This window comes from Verrucomicrobia bacterium S94 (assembly GCA_004299845.1).
In the GTDB taxonomy this organism is placed as follows: domain Bacteria; phylum Verrucomicrobiota; class Kiritimatiellia; order Kiritimatiellales; family Pontiellaceae; genus Pontiella.
This window is the reverse complement of the sequence record CP036201.1, coordinates 1,750,913-1,774,222: the sequence shown is the minus strand read 5'-3', so window position 1 is coordinate 1,774,222 and position 23,310 is coordinate 1,750,913. Positions and strand designations below refer to the sequence as shown.

21 protein-coding genes are annotated in these 23,310 nt (G+C 52.6%); 15 read left to right on the top strand and 6 right to left on the bottom strand.

The features are described 5' to 3' along the window. Positions 1-237: 237 nt before the first annotated feature. From EGM51_07385 to EGM51_07335, 11 genes are all read left to right on the top strand, one after another. On the top strand, positions 238-1,977 hold the full coding sequence (locus EGM51_07385) for a hypothetical protein (GenBank protein QBG47226.1): 1,740 nt from the start codon (positions 238-240) through the stop codon (positions 1,975-1,977). 84 nt (positions 1,978-2,061) lie between these two features. Beyond that, a complete protein-coding gene (locus EGM51_07380) occupies positions 2,062-3,318 on the top strand; it encodes a hypothetical protein (GenBank protein QBG47225.1) in 1,257 nt (418 codons plus the stop codon). A gap of 54 nt (positions 3,319-3,372) precedes the next feature. Continuing rightward, positions 3,373-6,420: a hypothetical protein gene (locus EGM51_07375; protein QBG47224.1), complete on the top strand. Its 3,048-nt coding sequence runs from the start codon at positions 3,373-3,375 to the stop codon at positions 6,418-6,420. Positions 6,421-6,487: 67 nt separating this feature from the next. Further along, positions 6,488-6,997 carry a DUF3450 family protein gene (locus EGM51_07370; protein QBG47223.1) on the top strand — a complete coding sequence of 170 codons (510 nt, stop codon included), beginning with the start codon at positions 6,488-6,490 and terminating at the stop codon, positions 6,995-6,997. Next, the gene (locus tag EGM51_07365; GenBank protein ID QBG47222.1) at positions 6,994-7,236 is read left to right on the top strand and encodes a hypothetical protein; all 243 of its coding nucleotides are present in this window, start codon (positions 6,994-6,996) and stop codon (positions 7,234-7,236) included. Before EGM51_07370 ends, EGM51_07365 begins: the two co-directional genes overlap by 4 nt. 7 nt (positions 7,237-7,243) lie before the next feature. Beyond that, positions 7,244-8,680: a MotA/TolQ/ExbB proton channel family protein gene (locus EGM51_07360; GenBank protein ID QBG47221.1), complete on the top strand. Its 1,437-nt coding sequence runs from the start codon at positions 7,244-7,246 to the stop codon at positions 8,678-8,680. Between the two features lie 88 nt (positions 8,681-8,768). Next, positions 8,769-9,329, top strand: coding sequence for a MotA/TolQ/ExbB proton channel family protein (locus EGM51_07355; protein QBG49267.1), 561 nt, complete (start codon positions 8,769-8,771; stop codon positions 9,327-9,329). Between the two features lie 33 nt (positions 9,330-9,362). After that, entirely contained in the window at positions 9,363-9,773 is a 411-nt protein-coding gene (locus EGM51_07350) for a biopolymer transporter ExbD (protein QBG47220.1), read from the top strand. Between the two features lie 6 nt (positions 9,774-9,779). Beyond that, positions 9,780-10,436 (top strand): energy transducer TonB, encoded by a 657-nt coding sequence (locus tag EGM51_07345; protein ID QBG47219.1) that lies wholly within the window; start codon positions 9,780-9,782, stop codon positions 10,434-10,436. A 9-nt stretch (positions 10,437-10,445) separates the two neighbouring features. Further along, a complete protein-coding gene (locus EGM51_07340) occupies positions 10,446-11,864 on the top strand; it encodes a tetratricopeptide repeat protein (GenBank protein QBG47218.1) in 1,419 nt (472 codons plus the stop codon). Between the two features lie 44 nt (positions 11,865-11,908). Continuing rightward, positions 11,909-13,624, top strand: coding sequence for a hypothetical protein (locus EGM51_07335; GenBank protein ID QBG47217.1), 1,716 nt, complete (start codon positions 11,909-11,911; stop codon positions 13,622-13,624). A 1-nt stretch (position 13,625) separates the two neighbouring features. On the opposite strand, the gene EGM51_07330 is transcribed toward EGM51_07335, so the two are convergent. Next, positions 13,626-15,023: a deoxyguanosinetriphosphate triphosphohydrolase gene (locus EGM51_07330; GenBank protein QBG47216.1), complete on the bottom strand. Its 1,398-nt coding sequence runs from the start codon at positions 15,021-15,023 to the stop codon at positions 13,626-13,628. Between EGM51_07330 and EGM51_07325 the strand changes: the two genes are divergently transcribed. Beyond that, entirely contained in the window at positions 15,022-15,486 is a 465-nt protein-coding gene (locus tag EGM51_07325; protein ID QBG47215.1) for a hypothetical protein, read from the top strand. The genes EGM51_07330 and EGM51_07325 overlap by 2 nt on opposite strands. A gap of 171 nt (positions 15,487-15,657) precedes the next feature. Continuing rightward, positions 15,658-16,314 carry a hypothetical protein gene (locus EGM51_07320; protein ID QBG47214.1) on the top strand — a complete coding sequence of 219 codons (657 nt, stop codon included), beginning with the start codon at positions 15,658-15,660 and terminating at the stop codon, positions 16,312-16,314. Between the two features lie 11 nt (positions 16,315-16,325). On the opposite strand, the gene EGM51_07315 is transcribed toward EGM51_07320, so the two are convergent. Continuing rightward, the gene (locus EGM51_07315) at positions 16,326-17,126 is read right to left on the bottom strand and encodes a tRNA threonylcarbamoyladenosine dehydratase (GenBank protein QBG47213.1); all 801 of its coding nucleotides are present in this window, start codon (positions 17,124-17,126) and stop codon (positions 16,326-16,328) included. 208 nt (positions 17,127-17,334) lie between these two features. Between EGM51_07315 and EGM51_07310 the strand changes: the two genes are divergently transcribed. Then, entirely contained in the window at positions 17,335-19,740 is a 2,406-nt protein-coding gene (locus EGM51_07310; GenBank protein QBG47212.1) for a glycosyltransferase, read from the top strand. Beyond that, positions 19,721-20,404 (top strand): hypothetical protein, encoded by a 684-nt coding sequence (locus EGM51_07305; protein QBG47211.1) that lies wholly within the window; start codon positions 19,721-19,723, stop codon positions 20,402-20,404. The genes EGM51_07310 and EGM51_07305 overlap by 20 nt, the downstream gene beginning before the upstream one ends. 54 nt (positions 20,405-20,458) lie before the next feature. Here EGM51_07305 and EGM51_07300 read toward each other — a convergent pair whose 3' ends face one another. From EGM51_07300 to EGM51_07285, 4 genes are all read right to left on the bottom strand, one after another. Further along, a complete protein-coding gene (locus EGM51_07300) occupies positions 20,459-20,866 on the bottom strand; it encodes a hypothetical protein (GenBank protein QBG47210.1) in 408 nt (135 codons plus the stop codon). A 267-nt stretch (positions 20,867-21,133) separates the two neighbouring features. Further along, positions 21,134-22,144 carry a flippase-like domain-containing protein gene (locus EGM51_07295; protein QBG47209.1) on the bottom strand — a complete coding sequence of 337 codons (1,011 nt, stop codon included), beginning with the start codon at positions 22,142-22,144 and terminating at the stop codon, positions 21,134-21,136. After that, positions 22,141-22,353, bottom strand: coding sequence for a hypothetical protein (locus tag EGM51_07290; protein QBG47208.1), 213 nt, complete (start codon positions 22,351-22,353; stop codon positions 22,141-22,143). Before EGM51_07290 ends, EGM51_07295 begins: the two co-directional genes overlap by 4 nt. 112 nt (positions 22,354-22,465) lie before the next feature. Further along, positions 22,466-23,161: a zinc metallopeptidase gene (locus EGM51_07285; protein ID QBG49266.1), complete on the bottom strand. Its 696-nt coding sequence runs from the start codon at positions 23,159-23,161 to the stop codon at positions 22,466-22,468. Between the last annotated feature and the right edge of the window lie 149 nt (positions 23,162-23,310).

Here is a 23,310-nt window from a genome sequence, read left to right as displayed (position 1 = left end):
AACATATCCTAATGTTTTCCAAACATAGGAAGGGCCAAATCATCGGCGTTGAAGGGGGCAATTCAGTTGGAACGGTTTTAATTAAATTAATGAACCCCTTTCACTTTAACGCTTCAACTGGATTGTCGAATACGGAAGGTGGAAAAGGAACGGCCTCCGGTTCTCCCCTTTAGCACCATTTTATTTATCGCGGGTGACCGCATCGAATTAAATCAAATGTTCATTAAAGGAGAAATAATGAAAAAGCAGTTTATTATTGCAGCGGCTGTGGCTGCAACGGGTATAGCCGGCGCAGCGGTCACCTATATTGACCAGGACATTGTCACGTCCACTAATCTGCCGGCACTGCCGGACGGAGATTATTACAGTCTGACCAACGTTGTATACGTTATGCCGGGGGCTGCACTGACGCTGGAAGCCGGAGTTGTGTTTAAAAACTCGGGAGACGGAAGCCTAGGGGTCACCCGCGGGGCTCAGCTGTTTGTTGAAGGAACAAAATATAATCCGGTGATCTTTACTTCGACAAACGATAACTTTACGACATGGCAGCCCCAGTGCAATCAGTGGGGTTCGATTGCAATCTGCGGTAACGGCATGATTTCAGCTTCGCATTATAAAGGCTCTGCAATTACCGGTTCAGACGGTGTGCTGAACTCAAAAGAGCCGGACGGCAACAGCGATAAAATCATGGAAGGCCTGAGTGCTGCCTATGTCGGTGATACCCGTCCGTATTACGGCGGTAACGATGATTATGATGACAGCGGTTCCATTAAATATCTGTCGATCCGTTACGGCGGTCAGCAGACCTCGCAGCCGGATGTTGAGCTGAACGGTCTGTCGCTCGGTGGTGTCGGCGCAGCCACGGATATCGAATATGTGGAAGTCATGAACAACGTGGATGACGGCATCGAAATCTGGGGCGGTAAAGTAAACCTGAAGCACGTGAATATCTGGAATGTCGGTGACGACAGCTTTGACATTGACCAGGGATGGCGCGGTAAAGCTCAGTTTGGCCTGATTGTTCAGGGGTATTCCGGAGATTACAAACAGGGTTCGGGGCTCGGAGACAACATTTTTGAACACGATGGTGCAGAGGATTCCGATGCTCAGCCGGTAACGACAGGTGTTATTGCCAACTTTACAGCCATCGGGCAGGGTAACGGCAACGGTGAAGACGGTGACGGCGGAACCGCCTGGCGCGATGGGGCCCGTATTCAGTACCGCAACTGCATCTTTATGGATGTTTCCGAGCATGTTGTTCGTGCGGATGGTGATGACGGCGACGGAGCTCAGGGCTATGGTTACAACGGCACTCTGACCTTTGAGGAAGTGTTCTCAGAATCGTATACGAACCTGCCTTCCAACAGCATCGGGATTGCACCGTGGACGATCTATACGGCACAGCGTGAAGGTACGCTGGCCGGATTTGAAAACTGTGTATTCTATAACAACAATAACTACACCTGGTTCAACCTGCTCGGTCAGACCAATGCCGCTCTGAACAACATTGTTGAGCCGGCGGCCATGCCGATCGCATCAATCACCCGTGATACTGCGGCGTTCACCAGCACAGAAGGTAAGACCATCAGTCCGGTTCTGAGCCTTGATCCGTGTGCTGCGAACGATGCAGTCGATATGGGGGCTTCGGTTACTGCGGATGGATTCTTTACGGAAGCAACGTATGCCGGCGGCTTCAGCCCGGATCATAACTGGCTGCTGGGCTGGTCCGCTGCGGATCAGTTCGGATTCATTGACAGCACCAGCCATGGTGAAGGCGTGATGATCAACGACCTGGTTCAGGGCGGTGTGGCTCTGACCTTCGATACCGACGAAGGGGTTGAATACTTCGTTCAGAGTTCGGCAGATGCCGGCTTCTCTTCGGTTTCCGTTGAAGCGACGCTGATCGGAACCGGTGAGGAAATGGCCTGGGCGGATGCTGCTGCAGACCCGACTAAGTTCTTCCGTGTTGTGAAGTAGGCATTGCGGAAAATGATCTGAATACGCTGGTGGCAGATTCCTCTGCCACCAGCCTTTTTTAAACTGATTTGTTAGGTAGGCAATATGATGCGGTTAGTAACAGGTTTAGCGCTTTCTACGGGGATGATGATCGGGATGTTTACGGCTCCGGAATCGGTGGCTTCAGCCGAAGCGGGTTCCATGGCGCCTTTTCAGGAACAGCTGCTGGAGCTGGCTTATTCCGGTGTTTCTGCCATGCCGTTGCATCCGCATATAAAAAACCGGTCGCGGGCACAGCTGAAAACAGCTCAGGCCTGTCTGAAGCTGAACAGCCCCGAAATGGCTGAACGGTTTGTGGTCGATATTCAGAACTGGCAGCGCTGGATGGGCTATGCGGATATTGCGGCATATTATGCGGAACGGGGTATGAAGAAAGAGGCGGAGAGCTTTCTGGCTAAGGTTTTTCCCGCACTGGAAATGTCGGAAAAAATCCGTTCCGGAAGTGTTGCGCTCAGCACAGATAATCCTTTGATTGATACGCTGGTTGATCACCGTTATCAGGCGGTGCTGACGCGTACCGAAGAGGTACTGCGGATGAACCGGGAATCCACGGAATCCATGGCACTTGATCTCCGGTACGGCGAGGTGAATGCGGCCAGTCTCAACGCAGAAGCCATCGTGACGGATGCCGTGGATACGGAGGACGCGATTCAGCGGCTTAAACCGTTAACGACACATCAGAATTTTGAAATTGCGTACTTCGGTTTTCATGCGCTGGTGCATGCCGTGGATCTGCATTATGACGCGTTGAATCTGAACCGGATTCTGAATGAGGAAATAAAGCCGGCTCTTACCCGAGTTCCGGTATTCATGAAAATTGATCTGTATATGGAATTTGCCGGGATTGCTGTGAAGCATAACGATATCGATGCCGTTGCGTCCGTTCTTGCGGAACTTGAATTGATGATTGAAAGCCTGAAGTCCGGACCGCGTTATTATGTAACTGAAGCTGCCCGGGTTCTGCAGCTGATGATACAGGTCGGGCAGGAGGAGAAGGTGTCGGAAGAGGTGGATCTGCTGCTGGCATATTACCGGGAAAACCGCGGGCGGATCGTGAATATGGAACGCGCTGCGCGCCTGTGTGCCGTTGCTGAAGTATATGCGAAACTGGGCAGAACTGAAAAGGCTCTTGAATTATATCTCGACGCGATTTCCGAGGGAACGCTGAATCCGAATTCCAGACCGCAGGCGGAGGATTTAAACCGGATCTGCTGTTCACTGGCACTGAACCATATTGAACCGACCGATCAGTTATGGGAGCGGCTGAAGGAAATGCGAAATGGTCTGGGAACTCCCTGGTAACGGTACGTACCCGCTTTGTTGTGATTGAATGTGTACGATTCTGGATGGTGTGAATTGAAAAACTGTTTACGACTTTTATTTGTTCTGAGTCTCTGTATCTGCGGAGCATCCGCTCAGCAGGGCGGTATTCGCGGCATGGTGATGGATGCCGATTTTGAAGTGCCGCTTCCGGGAGTTAAAGTAGTGATTTCGGAAACCGGTCAGGAGGCGGTGACCGGTGATGCGGGAAGCTACTTCCTTGAGCAGGTTGAGCCCGGGGCCTATACGCTGATGTTCAGCAAAGACGGCTATACCCGTTTCACGCAGCCGCAGGTGATCGTATCTCCGGGAAAACTGGCGGAGATGGATGCGTCGCTGGCGGGCGAATATGAAGAAATGGATGAGCTTGTCGTAAAGGAGATCAGTCTGGGCGGTGCTTCAGAAATCGGCCTGCTGAATCTGCGAATGGAAAGCGTGGCGATGATGGACTCCGTCGGTGCCGATCTGATGAGCAAGGCGGGAGCATCCGATGCGGCCCAGGCGCTTACGCTGGTTCCGGGCACAACGATCCAGGATGGAAAGTATGCAGTGGTCCGCGGATTGCCGGATCGCTATGTGGCGTCTCTTATGAATAACGTGCGGCTGCCCAGTGCGGATCCGGATAAGCGTGCTGTACAGCTGGACCAGTTTCCTTCGGCCATGATTGAAAGCGTTCAGGTTTCCAAGACCTTTACGCCGGATCAGCAGGGCGATGCTTCCGGCGGTGCGGTAAACATTATGCTCAAAGGCATTCCGGATGAACGGGTGCTGCAGTTTAAAATCGGTACAAAATATAAAACCGGTGTTGCAGATGCCGGCAGCGGTTTTCTGCTGGATGACGCCGTCGATATGGGCACGTGGGGACATATTGCGGATGATATTCAGCCACAGGATATTAATTCGACATGGTCCGGGGTTGTGGGGGTTGAACGCGGGGACAGCCAGCCTATGTATGACTGGTCGTTAACGGCCGGAGACAAGTTTGAGGTCGGTTCCGATCTGAAAGTCGGATTTATCGGATCGCTTTTTTATAAGCGGGATGCCTCCTACAGCGAAGGGCGGAATGATAAATACTGGCTGGAGAATGACGGCGGGCTGCAGGATACACTGACACCGAAATACAGCGGAGATAATCCGTATTTCAACTTCGGGGGAAATTCCTATCTTAATCCCGGTTCAGAACTGGACACCTCGCTGTATGATTTCCAGCAGGGCAGTGAAGAACTGCAGTGGGGAACGCTGGCAGGATTCGGTGCTGAAACGGAAAATCATGCGGTTAATCTCCTTTATTCCTATACCTTTACCGGTGAGAGCACCGCCCGCCTGTCGGAAGACACGCGGGGAAAATATTACTTTTTTCCAGGGTATGATCCGGATGATGTTACGTCGCCGGGCGGGGCGGATTCCGATTCTCCGGTTTTCGGAGGGAATCAGGATTTTTCCAGTTTTGCTCCGTTTAACCGTAAAGAGGAACTCGACTATACAGAACGAACCGCCAACAGCCTGCAGCTGCGCGGAGATCACACCATTCCGTTTGGAGGATTGCGGATCGGTTCCGTTTTTACGTTCAATGAACCGGAGATTGACTGGACCGTTGCTTGGAGCGGATCAACGATGGATACCCCGGACCGGCGTTCGCTGGAAACCTATTGGCGTAGAGATGACGATGGAGACGGGATTCATCGTATGTATAATGATGATGGCGGCCGCGCCCGTCTTATTCGTACCTGGCGTAATGTTGAAGAAGACAGTTTTCAGTATTTCGGCAATCTCAATCTTCCGTTTGAGGCGTGGAACGATGAAGAGGGATTTATCAAACTGGGCGGCTTTGACGACTCGGTGGAACGTTCTTTTGATCAGAACAGTTTCTACACCACGCAGCAGTTGAATTCTCAGCAGGTGCAATCTTCCATGCCCTGGGAGGAGCTCTGGAGTTCCTACCTGAGTGATGAACAGATTGAAATGAATGATTATCCGTTTGACGTAAATTATGACGGAACGCAGGACATTACCGCATTCTATCTGATGGGCGATCTGCCGCTTGCTTCATTTTTTAAAATTACCGGGGGAGTCCGTTTTGAGAAAACCGATTTAAGTACGGTCATGCGGGATGTTGATCCGAACGCGCAGCTTTATATTCCGGCCAACAATTACGGTCCGCTTGATTTTGCAGGGAATGAAGCACTGGCGAATGCGTCCATTAATCAGAACGATGTGCTGCCTTCGGTCGGTTTTGAATTTTCTCCGCATAAGAAATTTTCCTTGAGAGGATCGTATACAGAGACCATTGCACGGATGACCTTCAAGGAACTGGTGCCTATTGAACAGGTGGATACGCTGGGCGATGATCCGTTTATCGGAAATCCGGATCTGGAGATGAGCTCGATCCGGAACTACGATTTACGGTTTGATTACAATCCCTATACCGGAGGACTGGTATCTGTTTCCTGGTTTTATAAAGAGCTGAGGGATGTCATTGATTACCGTCAGCAGATTCTGGGTGCCGCTACGCTGGCGACCACGCCGGACAATTATTCGGAAGGGACCATTAACGGCTATGAATTTGAGGTGCGCCAGTCATTAGGTGAATGGTGGGAACCGCTGGAGGGGCTGGATCTGGGGGCAAACTTTACACTGATCCAGTCCGAACTGGATGCATCGGGGGCGGAACTGGATGCGCTGGCGGGGCTTCCGGAAATTGTTGACGCGGAATATGATGATGGAAAGCGTGATATGATGGGCACTCCTGAATACCTGTATAATATCAATGCTACGTATACGGTTCCGCAGTTCGGAACAGAGCTCGGTCTGTTTTATATTTTCAAGGGCGATGCCCTGAAGGCGGCGGGCACACAGGATTCCAACCGCTATATTCCGAATATTTATGAAAAGGGTTACGGTGTGCTTAATTTTTCTGTTTCACAGGAACTGGGCAATCATTTCAGTATCGGTTTTAAAGCGAAAAATCTGCTCGATCCGGAAATTCAGTCCGTCTACCGCTCCGAATATGCCGGTGAAGAGGCGGTACACACCTCCTATAAAAAAGGCATCGAATACAGCGTGGGTGTGAGCGCCACCTGGTAACGACCTGCTAACAATTCACTCACTGTTCAAAAACATTCTGACAATAGAACTCTAGCTCGAGGTAAACATGAAAAAACAACTGTTGATAATTTTAGCTGTTTCAGGCGCGGCCTTCGGGGCGCAGGCCCGGGAACTGGATGAAACGAAAGAGGCGCTCTCGAAGTGGGTTGAAACCCGCAAGCTGATTTCGGAAGAGAAGCAGAAATGGGAGCTGGAACGTGAAATTCTGGGTGATCGAATTGATCTCATCCGTAACGAGCGCGATACCCTGAATACCAAAATTCATGAGACACAGTCGCTGATTACTGATGCCGATAAAAAACGTGAGGATTTGATTAAAGAGAAGAATGAGCTGAAAAATGCATCGGCCACGCTCGTTAACCGAATCTTCACACTGGAGCGTGAGGTGCTGAACCTGCTGCCGATGCTTCCGGATCCGGTTCGGGAGCGGATTAAATCGCTGAGTCAGCGGATTCCGAAAACAGAAGAAACCGATCTCTCGCTGTCGGAGCGTTATCAGAACGTCATCGGAATCATCAATGAGCTCAATAAGGGGCAGGTGAAATTACGGTGGTGAGCGAGGTGAAAAAACTGGCCGATGGTTCGACCGCTGAGGTGCAGACGATGTACGTCGGCTATGCGGTCGGCTATTCCTGCAACAACAACGGTGATGTCGCCTTCATCGGAACCCCGACTTCCGAAGGCTGGAAATGGGAGCAGGATAATTCCATCGCCCGGACCGTTGCCGACTCCATCTCCATTTTGAAAAACGAAAAGGTCGCGGCTTTTATGCCGCTGCCCGTAAGCGTCGATTAAGGATTATATGATGAAAAAAACAGGATTTAACTGCATGCCTTGCCGGAACCGTTTGTTTTCTGCTGTTGCGCTGCTGCTGTTCACCGCGCTGGGGGCGTTCGCTCAGGATGCCGTCACGATGCAGGAAAAGCTGGAGGCCAGTCTTCAGGAGCTTTCCAATGTGCGGAAAGCGATCGCCAGGGAAAAACTGCCGATGGTGAAGGGGCTCAATGCACTTGAAGATGAGGTGATGGAGGTACGCCTTGAACATCAGAAAATCATGCGTCAGCTCGACAGCCGCAACCTTGATCTGAACAACCTGCGTTCCGACATTAAAAGCCGTAAGGGTGAGAAAAACTATATTTCGAACCTGCTGATTGAATACACCCGGAATTTTGAAACCCGTCTGCACATTGCCGAGCTGGATCTGTATGAAGATACGGTGAAAGCCGCAACGTTGGCCCCGGAAAACAGCAATCTTTCCGATCAGGAGATTTTTGTTAAACAGACGGAGCTGGTCGAGACCTCCATTAAACGATTGCAGGATATTGTCGGCGGATGCGCATTTTCCGGAACAGCGGCAGGTGAAGACGGTCTGGTAAAGCATGGCGATTTTCTGCTGATCGGGCCGGTGGCTCTGTTTGCGGCGGAAGACGGTTCGCTGGCGGGTATTGCTGAACAGCGTCTCGGTTCGCTGGAACCGACCGTTCTGCCGTTTGCCGATCCGCTGAATACGGAAATGGTGAAGGGCACGGTGGCGGAAAAGAAAGGATTGTTCCCGTTCGATCCCAGTCTGGGCAATGCCCGTAAAATTGAGGAAACCCGGGAGACCTTCAAAGAGCATCTGGTGAAGGGCGGAAAAGTGGGGTATGTCATCGTCGGCATGTTTATGCTCTGTGTTGTGATTTCGATCTTCAAGCTTATCCAGCTGCTGCTGGTTCCGAAAGTGTCAGAATCGAAGGCGATGCCGGTGCTGAAAGCGATTCTGATGAATGATCATAAAATGGCCGCTGCCGAGATTGAAAAACTCAGAGGGCCGACGGCCGCCATGCTGACCTCCGGTATTGAACACATCAACGAACCGAAAGAGCTCGTTGAAGAGGTGATGTATGAAACGATGCTGACGACGCGTATGAGTGTGAACAAATTTACACCGGTTCTCGCGGTGTGCGCTTCCACTGCGCCGCTGATGGGACTGCTCGGTACGGTTACGGGTATTATCAACACGTTCAAAATGATCACGGTGTTCGGGTCGGGGGATGTAAAGACGCTTTCCGGCGGGATTTCCGAAGCACTGGTAACCACTGAAATGGGTCTGGTCGTGGCGATCAGTGCTTTGGTGATGTATGCCTTCCTTTCGCGCATGGCCAAAAAGATCACGGATCAGATGGAACAGGTGGCCATTCTCTTTATCAACCGCTCGGTTCGAGCCGTTGAACCGGCCGAAGAGGTCTCCGCAGCCTGACGGGTTTACCGGAATAGAATCGATGGATTTAAGTTTACAGGAATTCTGGAAACAGACGCTGGCGATCTGGGGATCGGGCGGCTGGGCCATGTATGCTCTCGCGGCCGATGCCTTCATTATCTTCTACATGGGCTTCAGCATCTTTTCCCGCGTCCGGGCGAAGGGCTATCTGTATGTCTCGGAAAAGAAAATGAAACGCTGGGTCAGGGACCCCGAAAAGGGGCGCGGTCCGGTCGGGAAAATGATCCGGTTTGTTATGGGTGCGCGGGATCTGGAGGAAATCGGCATTTTCTTTGATGAGCTGAACCAGACCGAGATTGCACCGGTTAACCGCGATCTGAACGTGATGCAGACCTGTGTCAGCATTGCACCGCTGATGGGGCTGCTCGGTACGGTGACCGGGATGCTGTCCACCTTTGCGGCACTGGCCGGCGGTTCGGGCGGTGATAAAACCATGGGCATGGTGGCCGGCGGAATTTCAGAAGCGCTGATTACGACGGAAACCGGTCTGCTGATTGCACTGCCCGGTCTGATTTTCCAGTACAAGCTGGCCCGCGAACATGCCCAGTACAAGGCCTTTCTCGCACATCTGCAGACGGTATGTTCACAGCGGATTTATAAAGAGACCCTGAAAAAGGATGCCGCGTAACCCTTACGCAATACGAATTACGGAGTATGTCAAATGGGACGTTTTAACAGCAGCAGCGAAGACAATTCGGAAGTGGCGGTGGATATCTCGCCACTGATTGACTGTGTATTCATTCTTCTGATCTTTTTCATTGTGACCACCACGTTTGTGGAAGAGACCGGGGTTGAAGTGGACAAGCCGCAGGCGGCGTCCTCGGTTCAGCTGGAGAAGACCAGTATCATGATTGCCATCACCCAGAACGGGGAGGTGGTATACGGCGGCAATGAAATCGGTATTTCCGGTATCCGTCCGCTGGTGAAGCGGATGATGCAGAAGGAAGAGGTCCCGGTTATCATTCAGGCGGATCAGAACGTGATGTCGGGTCTGCTGGTGCGGGTGATCGATGAGGCCAAGCTGGCCGGTGCCGTCAAAGTGAGTATTTCCACACTCAGGAACCAGGGATAGGCCGACGTGGAAACGATCACTAAATGTTTAAAACCGTTGCTGCAGCAGGCGATCAATATCGGAATGGGTGCCGGGTTGACCTTTGCCTTTTTCATGCTGCTGCCCATCCTGCAGGTGATCACGCAGCCGCCGGAGAAAGATCTGACCATCCGGACGGTCGATGTGGCGAATGTGCCGCCTCCGCCTCCTCCGCCGATGGAGGAGGAACCTCCGCCGGAGCCGGAACCCGAAGAACCGCCTCCGCCGGCGGTCGATGCCGCTCCGCTGGATCTTTCGCAGCTTGAGCTGGCTCTGAATCCCGGCGACGGCGGGTTCGGCGGCGGTGACTTTTCGGTGGATATCGGGGCCGTGGCCGGAAACGGGAATGAAGTGGATGCGATTTTCTCGCTTTCCGATCTCGACCAGAAACCGCGGGTGGTTTATCAGCCGGCACCGGTTTATCCTCCGGAACTTGCCCGTAAAGGCATGCAGGGTACCGTTTATGTTTTATTTCTGGTCGATAAAAACGGTCGGACCAAAGACCTGAAGGTTCAGAAGTCGACCCATCCGGCCTTCAATAATCCGGCGCTGAAGGCAGTTAAACAATGGAAATTTGAGCCGGGGAAACGCAAAGGCAAACCCGTCCAGTTCCGGATGCGTGTGCCGATCACTTTCCAAAAGTAGGATAACGTCATGAAGAATATCTCTAAATATTGTAAAACAACCGGATTCACAGCACTGCTGTTCTGTGGCGGAATGTCCGTTGCCGATGAAATGCAGGATTTTATCAATGCACTGCCGGATATGTCCGATATCCGCAAGCCGCCGGAAAAGATGATCAACACAAAGCCGAAGAAGGTTCAGGACCTTTCGATCTGGGATGAAGAAATGTTCCAGAAGCAGTTTATGGCCAGTTACGGGGTGAATACGGACATTGAACCGAAATTGACCGCCGTTGAATACGAGCAGATGCAGAAAGTCCTCGATGCCATGTCGGAGGAGGATGATACGGAAAAGGCGGAGAAGCTGCTGTTGAAAAACTGTAAAGACTCCTCTTCGGCCACCTTCGAATTCACGCTGGCGAACATCTATTTCCAGCAGGACAGGCTCGATGAAGCACTGACGTATTATGACCGGGCCATTGCGCAGTTTCCAAACTTCCGGCGGGCGTATAAGAATGCCGGCCTGATTCATGTGCGCAACGGAGATTTTGAAAAGGCTCTGCCTTATCTCACGAAAACCATCGAACTGGGCGGGCATACCGCGATTGCTTATGGACTGCTGGGGTTTGCCTATGGTTCCACCGGAAATCATCTCTGCGCGGAATCGGCTTATCGCCAGGCGATTCTGCTCGATCCGGAAACCATCGACTGGCAGCTGGGTCTGGCCCGCAGTTTCTTTAAACAGCAGAAGTTCGGCGATGCTGTGAGTCTTTGCAACACCCTGATAAAAACCAAGCCCGACAATGCCGACTTCTGGCTGCTGCAGGCCAATGCCTATCTCGGTCTGAAACAGCCGATGCGGGCGGCGGAAAACTATGAGTATGTCAATGCCCTGGGAAAATCGACGCCGGAAAGCATGACCATGCTCGGCGATATTTATGTGAACGAGGAGCGTTGGGATATGGCGGCCGATGCTTATCTGCGGGCCTATGAACTCAATGACGGGGCGGAGCCGGAAAAAGCCCTGCGGGCTGCAAAAATACTGGCGGCCCGGGGATCTCTGGAACAGTCGGTTCGTATATTGAACCGGGTTTCGGAACGGAAGACCTCTCTGGATAAGGACAATCTCAAGGAGCTGTTGAAGCTGCAGGCGCGTGTGGCTGTGGCCGGTGGCGAGGGGGGGATGTGGTGGACATTCTGGAGGAAGTGGTGGAGGTCGATCCGCTCGACGGCGAGGCCCTTATTCTGCTTGCTCAGCACTATGGCCGCAATGTGCCGGAAAAAGCCATTTTCTACTATGAACGAGCCGCAGCCATTGAAAAGTTTGAAGCGGAAGCCAAGCTGTACCATGGACAGCTGCTGGTGGGGCAGGCGAAATATGCCGATGCTCTTCCGTTGCTGCGCCGCGCCTATGAGCTCAAGCCGCGTTCCGATATCGAAGATTATCTGAAACAGGTTGAACGTATTGCGAAAACCCGAAGTTAATCGATCTGTATGGATCTGTTTTTAATAGACGGCATTTCGCCGTTTTTCAGGGGCTGCGACCAGGAGGTGATCAACTGGTCGAAAGCCCCTTTTGTTCATCTTGAAAAAGACGGCGGGCTGAACCCGTACCGAACGAAACAGATTCAGAAGGATTTCAAAACCTTTTGTACCAAAGCGGCGGATGCGGGCTATAATGCCATCACGCTCGATGATCTGGCGCACCTTTGTATTTTCGATTTTTACGGGCCGGAACTGGTTAACAAACTTTTTGAATACCGGCTGCTTTTCAGTGCGTTGTTTGAGATTGCCGAGAGCCATGGTCTTACGCCGTATATTACCACCGATCTGCTGTTTTATAACCGTGCCATCGAAAAGCACATCGGCAGCAAAGACGAAGATATCCGGCGTTTCGCGGCCGATGCCTGCCGTCAGCTTTTCACCGATTTTCCGAATGTCGGCGGTCTGATTGTCCGTATCGGCGAAGCGGACGGACTGGATGTGGAGGGCGATTTCCACAGCCGGCTGGTGCTTTCGAGTCCGTTGCAGGCCCGCCGGATGATTGAGACCTTGATCCCGGTTTTTGAGGAATTTGACCGGCAGTTGATTTTCCGGACCTGGAGTGTCGGCGTTGGTAAAGTGGGGGATATCATCTGGAATCCGGATACCTTCGATGCCGTTTTCCGGGGGTTGGAAAATGATCATTTTATTATTTCCATGAAATACGGGCAGTCCGACTTTTTCCGCTATCTGCCGCTGAATCGGCTGTTCTTCCGTGGCGGGCATCGGAAACTGGTTGAATTCCAGGCGCGGCGTGAATATGAGGGTTTCGGTGAATATCCCTCGTTCATCGGCTGGGATTACGAAGACATCCGGGATAAACTGATCGGCCAGAATATTGCCGGAATTTCGGTCTGGTGCCAGACCGGAGGATGGAGCGGTTTCCGCCGCCTGACCTATCTGGATGAGCATGCTGTGTGGAACGAAATCAATACCTTTGTGACGGTGCAGCTATTCCGGGATCAGACGGTTACGACGGATCAGGTGATTCAGGAATATTACCGACGGAATTATTCCGATCCCCATTGGCGGCCGCTGCAGGAATTACTCCGGCTTTCCGATGAAGTCATCAAGGAACTGCTCTATACCGAGGATTTTGCATCGCGTAATATTTATTTCCGTCGTCTGCGGGTTCCGCCGCTGGTGAATGTCTACTGGCGCCATATTGTGGCCAATCACTTTATGCGTAAATTTATGCGCTGCTATGTGAGCGACGGCAAACGGGCCGTGAAGCAGGGGTTCCGGGCGCTGAAAAAAATCAGGCGTATGCAGGAGCTGGCCGGACCGCTGGGGCTGCCGGTTGAAGATCTCGAGTTTCAGTACGATACCTTCAGCATCATGGCCACGGTTCGGGAATACTATTTTCTTGATTTCACCGATGAGCTGGTGGCGCGGCTGCAGAAAATGAAAACCGAATATGAAATGAAGTATAAAGAGCCGCGGTATGTTCTTATGCTGGACACCTCAAAATTTAAACTGCGGCGTGCTCATCTGCATCTGATGCTGAAAATGATGTTCCGCGGTGAGCATGGCTATCGGCTGTTCGACCGCGTGGTAACGCTGAATATACTTTCTATGCTGTACCCGCTTCTGAAACGGTTCAGCAGAAAGGCGGTGCCGGAATTCGCTTCCGAATCGGCTATGGGGATTGATTCGATTTTTAAGTGATTTATCCCATGCCGCTCAGCTGCCGGGCCAGGCGCGAGGCATAGTGGTCGGTCATGCCGGAAATAAAATCGGTGAGTTTCAGCAGAGAAGGGTACAGCTCATCGCCGTATTTCGGAGCATCGGATTTGAGCAGCGTAATGACCTGTTCGCAATGGTAGGAAATGTCTTTATGGTCGATTCGCTGACGGGCCGCCGTGCAGAACAGCTCCAGCATGTTGCCGATGTGTTTATATCCGCCGAGCTGCAGCCCCATTTTCCGAGGATCGGTGTAGATATGCTTTTTGGCGTACCGCTTGGCGCGGTCGAGCGCTTCTTTCAGATCCGGCGGGCACAGGCTGATCAGTTCAACATCGTAGGGGATTTTTCCGGAAAGAAACTGCTCTTCATGTTCAAGAAATGCTGCGGATACCGCATTTACCGCTTTGTTGATGGAGGCCGAGCGAAGCGAGGAAATCTGTTTGCGCTTGCTGAATTTGGAGTCGGCTTTCCTTCCGCATATATCACTCAGCAGACTTTTGACTTTGGAGTACGATACCACGCCGATTTCTTCGGCGTCTTCGAGATCGATGATCCGGTAGCAGATGTCATCGGCGGCTTCGGCAAGATAGGCCAGCGGATGGCGTTTATAGCGGCCGTCCTCTTCTTTGATCATACCGGTCTCTTTGGCCACCATTTCCATCAGATGTTTTTCCGCCTGAAAGGCCCCGAATTTTTTCTTTCCCCGAATTTTATCACTGGTCCACGGATATTTCATCAATGCCCCGAGTGTGGCGCACGTCAGCTGCATTCCGCCATTGCCGGGGTTGTTTTCCAGATTGGTCACAATCCGGAAAGCCTGGGCGTTACCCTCGAACGATTGAAAATCGCTGATCTGTTCCGGAGTCAGTCCTTCAAGGTGGTGTGCGTTTTTCGGATCGGAAAACCAGAGCTGAATGGCATCTTCACCGGCATGGCCAAACGGGGGATTTCCGAGATCGTGCATCAGGCAGGCCGCCTGAAGAATCTGGCCGACGTGAGTCGGGTTGATGCCTTCAGGAAGATTCAGGTGTTCGCCGACGGACATGCCCAGACTGCGCCCGACTATGGAAACTTCCAGACTGTGTGTCAGCCGGGAATGAATATGATCGTTCGGTGAAAGGGGATGCACCTGCGTTTTATCACTCATCCGTCGGAACGGATGACTGAAAGCAATGCGGTCGTAGTCGCGGTGAAAACCGGTGCGTGTGCCGCCGCGGTCAATCTTGCGGTTGTCCATCAGGCGGTTGCCGCTCAGCAGTTTTTCCCAGGTCATTTTATCAGCCATAAATGCTTCCTCCGTAAAAGTATGCATCATGACTTCAGGATTATCATGAATCAAACTTCCAATGGCCGGAAATTTGCGGCTATAAATGCGCGCCATGAAAGAGACGGTTATAGCGGCGGTAATTCAGGCCCTGGAAAAAGAACTCGAGCGGCAGGCGCGTGCGAACGTGCAGTCGAATGCCGCATCGGCTTTCAGTGCCGCCCATGCCGAAAAACAGCGCGATACCACCGGATTCGAGGCGGCTCATCTGGCGCGGGGTTATGCCGCTCATGCACTGGAGCTTCAGCACTGGATTGATGAACTGAAATCCATGGAGATTGAGGATTTCACGGGGCAGGAAATTGATGTCGGAGCTATGGTCGATGTGGAGCTCGACGGAGAAACAGATACTTTCATGCTGCTGAACTGCGGTGGAGGTACGGAAGTTAAGGCCGCCGGTCGGACGGTGACGGTTGTAACGCCGGAGTCGCCGCTGGGTTCCCGGCTGATGAACAATTTCGAAGCCGGGTTTGTTGAACTGCCGTCGGGCCTTGAAGGCATCATTCTTGCGGTTTATTGACCACCATGGAAAATCGTAAATACGGGAAACAAAGGGGAGGATTCCCTGATTTCCGTTTGTTTAACTCACACAGAGCTAATCCCGTTCCCATTGCGGGCTAATCCTTTCGTTAAATATTTCATCAAACGCAGAACATTTGCGAACTGGAATCACTTCTACGAAAGGGAATTTATGTCTTCCAGAGCACAGAAACGCCGACTCGAAAGCCGGAACCTCAAACGGGTGGTCGGCAATGTCCGTGAATATTTAAACTCCGAAAGGCCGCTGGGCTGGCAGCAGCGGATTCAGCTTTTACTCTCCTGGGGCAATATCGGTTATTCGGCCAGTGCCCGTTACCTTCAGCAGGTTGAACGTATTTTCAGGGAAAGCAAAGGGCCGGTTCTTGAATGCGGTTCCGGGGCGACCACTTTGCTCATTGCGCTGCTGGCGGAAAAATACAACCGGAAAGCCTGGGCGTTCGAACATCACGAATACTGGGCGGCTCATGTGAACGAGGTCCTGGTTTCGCTGAATTTAAAACCGGTGACCGTATGTCATGCGCCGCTGAAATCCTACGGGGAATTCGAGTGGTATGACGCGCCGGAAAATCTGCCGGCCGATTTCGGTATGGTGATCTGTGACGGACCGCCGGGAACAATCCGGGGCGGACGTTACGGCCTGTTTCCGGTGATGGGAAGTCATCTTGATCCGGATTGCCGGATTCTGCTGGATGATACGCACCGCAGAAATGAGCAGGAGCTGATTAAACGCTGGGAGGGTGAGCGACGCCTCGGCACAAATCCCATCGGTTTTTTCGGTTCCTGTACAGAACTTGCTTTGGTCGGTTAATCCGGTCTGAATTACGGTTCAGCAGTGAGGTCGTTGATGATTCTGGCGGCCATGGCGAAACCGAAGCTTCCGGTCAGGAAGGCGGCGGACCCGAAGCCGAACTGGCAGTCAAGCTGTTTCGGGCCTTCGCCGGCCGCGGGTTTTTCAAAGCAGATGCCGCCGTCGGGGTGCGGATAACGAATGGTCTCTGCGGAGAAGACGCAGGGGATACCGAATTTCTTTTTATGTTTCAGGTGCATGCCCGGAATATTTTTGCGCAGCTGTTTGCGGCAGGCCGCGAGCAGGGGATCGTTAAAGGAGTCGCGCAGGTCGGTGGTCTGTATTTTTGACGGATCCACCCGGCCGCCGGCACCGCCGCTGATGATCACCGGAATGCCGAGTTTCGTGCAGTGTGTGATAAGGTGAATCTTGGCGTTTTTTTTGTCGATGGCATCCACCACATAGGAAAGGCCGGGCCGGATCAGTTCATCGGCATTTTTATCGGAATAGAATTCGCGGATCGGTGTGACTTCACATTCCGGATTGATGAGGTGAATGCGGTCGGCCAGAATATCGACTTTGGCCCGTCCGGCGGTGCCGGTCATGGCATGGATCTGCCGGTTGGTGTTGGAAAAACAGATGTCGTCCCAGTCGACCAGCGTCAGATGTCCGATGCCGGAACGCGCCAGCGCCTCGGCGACCCAGGAGCCGACCCCGCCGACGCCGACGATCAGCACATGTGCTGCGCGCAGGTTGTCCATGGCCGTTTTTCCGTAAAGCCGGAAAAGCCCGCCGAACCGATGTTCATATCCGCCTGTTTCTATTTTACTCATAAACTATGATCACCACGGAATGCACTGCATACACAGAATAGCCGGATTTCCGTGTACTCCGTGTATTCTGTGGTTTAATCGATATTTAAAGGGCCGGAATCATAGTTCCAATGGATGGAAAATCAAGCGGGGAGTTGGGGTGCGGAAACTCATGTAATCCTAATGACCGGCCAATTCGACGGTAACGGCTTCAGGTGAATTTGCGCACATGAAAACAAACGTTTCCGTGTCTAAAGCCGATCTTCATGTGCATAGCAAATATTCCGACCGCCCTTCCGAGTGGTTTCTCCGCCGTATCGGGGCTCCTGAAAGTTTTATGGAGCCGCTGGAGGTTTACCGTGCCTGTAAAAAAGCGGGGATGGATTTTGTGACGATTTCCGATCACAACTGTATTCGCGGTGCCATGGAGATTGCCCATTTACCGGGAACCTTTATCTCGGCTGAACTGACCACCTATTTCCCGGAAAACGGCTGCAAAATCCATTGCCTGGTTTCGGGGATTACGGAGAATCAGTTTCGCGATATGCAGAAGATTCGGGAAAACATATACGACCTGCGCCAGTATATGAATCAGAACCGGGTGATTCATACGATTGCCCATCCGCTGTTTCGGGTGAATGATAAACTGACGGTGGAGCAGTTTGAAAAACTGCTCGTGATGTTCAACCGTTTCGAAGGCATTAACGGTTCCCGGGTGCCGAGAGCCTGCGATATTGGTAATGCAGTTTTTCAGAGTCTGACGCCGGAAGTGATTGCCGCGCTGGCGGACCGGCACCATCTGGAACCCGTCGGACTTGAGCCCTGGAATAAAACCCTTACAGGCGGATCGGATGATCATGGCGGCCTGTACATTGCCGGTGCCTACACGGTTACGCCTTATGCTCCCGGCGTTATTGATTTTCTGGAGTTTATCCGGGAAGGGCAGCACGAACCCGGAGGTGTGGGCGGCACCAGTGTCCGTCTGGCAAACAGTCTTTACCGTATTGCCTACTGCTATTATAAAGAGCGGCTTCTTTCTCCGGGAACCAACGATCGTTCGGTCATCGGTAATGTACTGAAAACCATGGCTGAAACCCCCGATGAAAAAGGGCAGGAAAAAACCGGTTTCCGGGCATCCGTCAAGGCGGCATTCCAGAAGAAAATTCAGAAGGCTTATGTTAAAACGCAGATGAATGAGCTTGAGCAGATGATTGTTGAAGAGCTCTCGCGGGTGCTGGAAAATAATTCGAATGACCTTCTGATCGAGGATGAAGATGCCGCTAATTTTAAATCGGCCTGCCGCCTGAGTCAGGAGCTGAGTTTTGCATTTATTCAGAAGGCGGCGAAAAAGATCCGCAAAGGTGAGCTGATCGGATCGCTGCAGGCGGTTTCCTCGTTGGGGCCGGTTGCACTCGGCATCGCACCGTATCTGACCGCTTTTGCCACGCAGCATAAGGATGAGGAATTTCTGCGCAGTGTGGCCGACCGCTTTCCCATGGCTGGAAATCTTAAAGAGAAAACCGGAAAAAAAGCGTGGGTCACCGATACGTTCACCGATGTGAACGGTGTCACGAAAACCATTCGTACATTGGCCGGCATGGCCAGAGAGAACCACAAGGATATCACCGTCATTACCAGTCTCGACGAAGAGCCGGCGGCCGATTTCCCGGTTAAAAATTTCAAACCGGTCGGTTCGTTCAGAATGCCGGAATATGAATCGCTCATGATCAGCTATCCGCCGTTCATGGAGATTCTGGCCTATTTTGAAAACGAGGGCTTTGACGAAATCATTATCTCCACGCCGGGAACACTGGGGATTTGCGCGCTGGGTGCGGCCTATATGCTGGGGCTGAAGACCAGGGGGATTTATCATACCGATTTTCCGCGCTTTTTTTCCGATATTCTGGACGATGAAAAAATGGGCGAAGTGGCCTGGCGCTTTATGCGCTGGTTCTATGGCCGGATGGATCAGATTCTGGTGCCGACGCGTCAGTATAAAACCCTGTTGATGGACGGGGGATTTGATGGCGATAAAATCGATGTCATGCCGCGGGGGATCAATCGTGAACGGTTCAGTCCGGAACGGCGCAACCGCGCGGTCTGGGAGGCTGACTATAACCGGAACGGAAGTTTTAAATTCATTTATGCCGGCCGGATTTCCCGGGAGAAAAATATCGAGGTGATGCTCAAGGCGTTCAGCAGGCTGATCGATAGCGGCAGTGATGCGGATCTGATTGTGGTGGGTGACGGACCGCAGCGGGATGAGCTGCAGCTGAAGTACAATGATCCGCAGATTGTCTTTACCGGCTATCTCTACGGCGACGAACTGGCCGAAGTTTACGCCAGTGCCGATCTGTTTGTATTCCCTAGCATGACGGACACCTTCGGAAATGTAGTGCTCGAAGCTCATGCATCCGGCCTTCCGGCAATTGTTTCAAACGAGGGCGGCCCGCAGGAAATTGTGGAATCGCACAACTCGGGGCTGGTGGTAGGCGCCCGCACCCCGGATGAAATGTTTGAGGCTATGAAACGCGTCACGGAAGACCGCGAACTTTATGAACAGCTCAGAATTAATGCGGGACGCAAGGCGAAAGACAGCCGATGGGAGTATGCTCTTGAAAAGTTATACATGTGATTCCGGCCGTGTATTCCGCGCCGGGATAGCGGGTGCGATGCTGCTGTGTTGTGTTGCTGAAGTGCAGGCGCTGGAAACCGTGCCGTTATTGCCGGAAGGACCTTCTAAAACGCTGTTGCAAAAGAAGAAGCCGATTTATGCGGAGACCAGCGGGTCGGTGCCGGTAAACTTTAAGGCCGCACTTCAGGTGCTGCTCGATCCCGCTTTTATGACCAATGTGCAGGAGGCGTACAATACGATGATTGATGATGACGGGAAACCGGAGTTTTCAATTCAGCAGACCTCGTCCAATACCTATTTTTACGTGAACCGGAAGAATGAACGGACGGATATTACGGAAGTCCTGCGTAAACAGAATTCCGAAACAGAAATAGACATTGTGCTCTATTCCGCCGGCCGCCGGTCGTTCGGTAAATTTCAGTCGGTCATACATATCCGGGTTGAACAGGAAAGTGAATCGGTCACCCGGTATACGGCCGCAGTCTATGCCTATCCCGAAAATGCGGTAAGCCGTTTTCTTGTCCGCCATCTGGGATTGGTCGAACGTTATTTCCGGAAAAAAACCAGAAATTTGACCGCGATGATTACGACCATTACCAGCGGTCTTTGCGAAGAGGCGGTAGCTGAAGAAAAAGCCGGTGAAAGTGAGGGAATAACATCATGATGCATCATCGTATTTCGATCTTCCCGGTTCCGCAGAAACCGGAATATGTAACGCTTACACGGCCGCAGCCGGTAAACCCGCCGCAACCGGAAGTATACCGTCCCGGCCGGGCGAAGTAGAAATGCCGGGTCTCCCTGTGTTGTATTGAAATCCTCCGCATTTTCCTGAGACCGGGGCGTCTCTGGTGTAAAAACCACATTGGGAAAAAGGCCTGCTTTTTTTCTGGGTCGTTAATCCGGGCGCCTCCATCGAACAGGAATAAGCGGTTTCAGATCGAAGGCGGAGCAGGATCTGATAAGTGCGCTCATTTTTTTGCGAGCTGGAAATGCCTGGTGAAGGCTTCTTGTCTGTGCCTGCGTGCAAAGTCTTGATATCAGGTAGATAAAAATGACCTGCAGGAGGGGCATGAGTTGCCTTATTTGTGATTTCGTTCGGAATATTGACGGTATTAATGGGTTGCATATGCGTAGCTCTGTATCACGTCGCGAACACGGCTGTGATGCGCACTCATCCGGCGGGTGGTATCTGGCGGGCCGGAACATATACCGGTGAAAATATTCTTTGTATTGCCGCGTATCCGTCAGATTTCCGGTACCGGGAAATTGAAGCCGATGTCTAGAGACTGATTGAGCCGTGCCTCGAAAACCGCAAACCGACAGGGTATGCGAATCCAGTTCAATCAGCGGGGCATAAATTTCATACATAATAATGTGTGAAAGTATACCGCGACTACATCAGCTTCCTGAACGTGCGGGTGAAAACAATACCGCCGAAAAGCAGGTAAAAATGGTAGGTGAAGATTCTCCACAGAAGAATGACGACCCCGACCTGCTGAGTCGGTATCAGCCGGGGAAGAACCAGGGCGGCGAGCAGTTCAACACTTCCGCCGCCTCCGGGGGCGACAACCAGCATGGAAATCATGAAAAGCACTCCCTGCATCACGATGAGGGGCAGGGGATTGACGGGGGTTCCAAGCAGGTGGATCGCGAGCGGCAGGATGCTGTAACGTGCGGTGAACTGGGTTGCGGCGAGCAGGTAGTTGACGGTCAGGATGCCGCGGTGATTTTTAAAGATCAGCGTGAAGGCACTGCGGCCCTGGCGGAACCCGTGGGTCAGATTGATGCGGGCGAGGCGGAGACGGCCGCTCATGCGATACTTCCGGTAGGTCTGCTGTTTTTCCAGCGTCTGTAAAATCCGTTTGCGCAGGCTGTACAGAAGCGCGGGAAGAAGCAGGAGGGCGAACCATTGTGGATGCAGGGTTCCGGACAGGGAATTGAACGGGATGAATTTGAGCAGGGCGGCAATGGCAAGGGGGATGATGGATATGAAAAAGAGCATATCCATGAAAACGTCAGCCGCAAGCAGTGAAGCGCCGTGGACATAGGAGATGCCGGATTTTTTCAGAAATGCGATCCGGACGGCGGCCCCGCCGACCCCGCCGGGAGAGGCCATAACGCCGAATTCGGAAGAGAGGGCGATGCTCCATGCACGGGTATAACTGATCGGATGGCCGATGCAGCGGGTCATCAGCCAGAAACGGGCACCGTTGCAGCACCATGCGAGCAGAATGGGAAGCGACAGTAGGGGAACGAAGGGCCAGTGCACGTTTTCCTGCAGCAGTTTCAGGGTGTCGCTTTTGGATGTGAACAGCAGGACAAGACTGGATACGATCACGGTGATTACCAGTCCATGCATGGCGATCCGGGCAAACTTCCTGAGGTTGAGTTCGGGCTGATTCATCCGCCCGGCATTTTTGCGGGTTGACGCCTGAATGGGCGTTTGACGGTTTTATAGAGGAGTTCCGGATTTCCGTTTTCGACAGCGGTCCGGTCGGTTTCGTATGACAGGGTGGTTTGCGCTCTGCCTTTTTCGCAGGCTGTGCCGTCGATGTAGCGCTTCGCGCCTCCGTGCAGCGGGCTGTAAAACGGTATGATGTTGCAGACGTTCATAAACGCCTGAACTCTGATCGGGCGGTGTTAGGGAAGATCTAGCCGTGTATTGCTGTTGTGTGAGCTGTTCGGTTGTCCGGGGGAGTCCCCGGGGCAACCGCGCTTAAAAAGCTCAGTCATCGCGCCCGCCGAGCAGGCCGAGACGCATGAGGTAGTAGAGGAGGGTGAGCAGGGCGGTGACGGCGGAGGCGACATAGGTCAGAAACGCGGCGTCCAGCACTTTTCCGGCGTCGGCGGCCTCTGAGGGCAGGACAATGCCGTCGGTGACCATCTGCCGTTTGGCCCGGGCGGAGGCATCCCATTCGACCGGCAGGGTGACGACGGAGAAAAGAAAGCCGATCCCAAAGAGGATGACGCCGAGTTTGATCAACCCCATGCTTTGCATAAAAATGCCCAGAAAAATAAAGACGTAGGAGCCCCAGGAGCTGAACTGGGTAATCGGCACCATGGCACTGCGGATCTGGAGCGGGACATATCCCTGTGCATGCTGCAGGGCGTGGCCGGCTTCGTGACAGGCGACCCCGATGGCGGAGAGCGAGGGCGCATCATAGACATCCGGCGACAGGTTCAGGGTCCGGTTGGCCGGGTTGTAGTGATCGGAAAGAAATCCCCGAGTGCGGTTGATTGCGACATCGTGCAGTCCGGCGCGATCGAGCATCTGACGGGCGGCCTGGGCCCCGGTCATATGCGAACTGGCGCTGACGCGGGCATATTTGCTGAATGTGCCCTTGGTTTTTGCAGAGGCGATTCCGGCGAGAATCAGGCCTGGAATCATGAAAATCCAATAAACAGGGTCAAGTGATAACAACATAACTTGTACTTCCTTGTTAAGTTTTCTGCGATAGACGCCCAGCCGGGCGGAACGTTCAAAATACGGCGGAATATATGGCGGATAAGGAGAATACGGGCAATTGCAATTTTGTCATTATATTTGTAGCGGCTGAAAGTCGATGCCGG

Coding starts and splice junctions, on each gene's coding strand:
- EGM51_07385 (QBG47226.1), top strand. CDS start 238: ATGAAAAAGCAGTTTATTATTGCAGCGGCTGTGGCTGCAACGGGTATA.
- EGM51_07380 (QBG47225.1), top strand. CDS start 2,062: ATGATGCGGTTAGTAACAGGTTTAGCGCTTTCTACGGGGATGATGATC.
- EGM51_07315 (QBG47213.1), bottom strand. CDS start 17,126: ATGAGTAAAATAGAAACAGGCGGATATGAACATCGGTTCGGCGGGCTT.
- EGM51_07320 (QBG47214.1), top strand. CDS start 15,658: ATGTCTTCCAGAGCACAGAAACGCCGACTCGAAAGCCGGAACCTCAAA.
- EGM51_07335 (QBG47217.1), top strand. CDS start 11,909: ATGGATCTGTTTTTAATAGACGGCATTTCGCCGTTTTTCAGGGGCTGC.
- EGM51_07355 (QBG49267.1), top strand. CDS start 8,769: ATGTATGCTCTCGCGGCCGATGCCTTCATTATCTTCTACATGGGCTTC.
- EGM51_07350 (QBG47220.1), top strand. CDS start 9,363: ATGGGACGTTTTAACAGCAGCAGCGAAGACAATTCGGAAGTGGCGGTG.
- EGM51_07330 (QBG47216.1), bottom strand. CDS start 15,023: ATGGCGCGCATTTATAGCCGCAAATTTCCGGCCATTGGAAGTTTGATT.
- EGM51_07290 (QBG47208.1), bottom strand. CDS start 22,353: ATGAACGTCTGCAACATCATACCGTTTTACAGCCCGCTGCACGGAGGC.
- EGM51_07340 (QBG47218.1), top strand. CDS start 10,446: ATGAAGAATATCTCTAAATATTGTAAAACAACCGGATTCACAGCACTG.
- EGM51_07295 (QBG47209.1), bottom strand. CDS start 22,144: ATGAATCAGCCCGAACTCAACCTCAGGAAGTTTGCCCGGATCGCCATG.
- EGM51_07360 (QBG47221.1), top strand. CDS start 7,244: ATGATGAAAAAAACAGGATTTAACTGCATGCCTTGCCGGAACCGTTTG.
- EGM51_07300 (QBG47210.1), bottom strand. CDS start 20,866: ATGCAACCCATTAATACCGTCAATATTCCGAACGAAATCACAAATAAG.
- EGM51_07310 (QBG47212.1), top strand. CDS start 17,335: ATGAAAACAAACGTTTCCGTGTCTAAAGCCGATCTTCATGTGCATAGC.
- EGM51_07325 (QBG47215.1), top strand. CDS start 15,022: ATGAAAGAGACGGTTATAGCGGCGGTAATTCAGGCCCTGGAAAAAGAA.
- EGM51_07370 (QBG47223.1), top strand. CDS start 6,488: ATGAAAAAACAACTGTTGATAATTTTAGCTGTTTCAGGCGCGGCCTTC.